At 71.7% G+C, this 791-nt stretch carries 1 protein-coding gene; it reads left to right on the top strand.

Features of this window, described 5'->3' with window-relative positions:
• Positions 1 to 80: 80 nt before the first annotated feature.
• Positions 81 to 791 (top strand): acyl carrier protein (locus JS756_RS35895; RefSeq protein WP_240204880.1); only part of this gene is annotated, 711 nt, incomplete at its 3' end.

Below are 791 nucleotides of genomic sequence, written 5' to 3'. Positions count from 1 at the left end.
ACGCCTTCGCCACCGTTCGTCGCCGCGCCGGGTTGCCGGCCGTCGCGCTGGCCTGGGGGCCGTGGGCTCCGGGGGCGGGCATGACGGCCGAGCTGACCGAAGCCGACCTGCGCCGCATGGCACGCGAGGGCATGCAACCGCTCGCACCGGACGACGCCCTGACGTTGTTCGACCTTGCCCTGGAGGGCGGAGCCGCGCTCGAACAGGCGGCTGTCCTGCCGGTCAACCTGGACATCGCCGGTCTGCGCAAGCATCGTGAGGACGTCCCTGCCGTGCTGCGTGCGCTGGTCCGTACGCCCGCGCGACGGGCCGCGGAGTCCCAGGCCGTCGTCGATGGGACCGCCGATCTGCGGCAGCGCGCCGCGGCGCTGCCAGTGGCCGAGCGCGAGACGTTCCTGCGGGACCTGGTGTGCGGACAGGTGGCCTCCGTCCTGGGCTACACGTCCGTCGCCGACGTGGACGCGGAGCAGCCGTTCAAAGCCCTCGGTGTCGACTCGCTGACCTCGGTCGAACTGCGGAACCGTCTCAACGGCGCCACGGGTATGCAGCTGCCTGCGACTCTGGTCTTCGACCACCCGACCCCCGCCGTACTTGCACGCCACCTCCTGGTGCAGTTCGCCGACGGCCAGGACGAAACATCGACTCCCGCCTCCTTGCTGCCGGCTGCGACCAGCGTGGACGACGATCCGGTGGTGATCGTGGGGATGGCGTGCCGGTTCCCGGGTGGGGTCGGTTCGCCGGAGGATCTGTGGCGGCTGGTGAGCGAGGGCGGTGACGCGATCGGCGCGTTC

Source organism: Streptomyces actuosus (assembly GCF_016921115.1).
In the GTDB taxonomy this organism is placed as follows: domain Bacteria; phylum Actinomycetota; class Actinomycetes; order Streptomycetales; family Streptomycetaceae; genus Streptomyces; species Streptomyces actuosus_A.
Note: the sequence above shows the minus strand (reverse complement) of the source record. Positions and strands in the feature narration are given on the sequence as shown.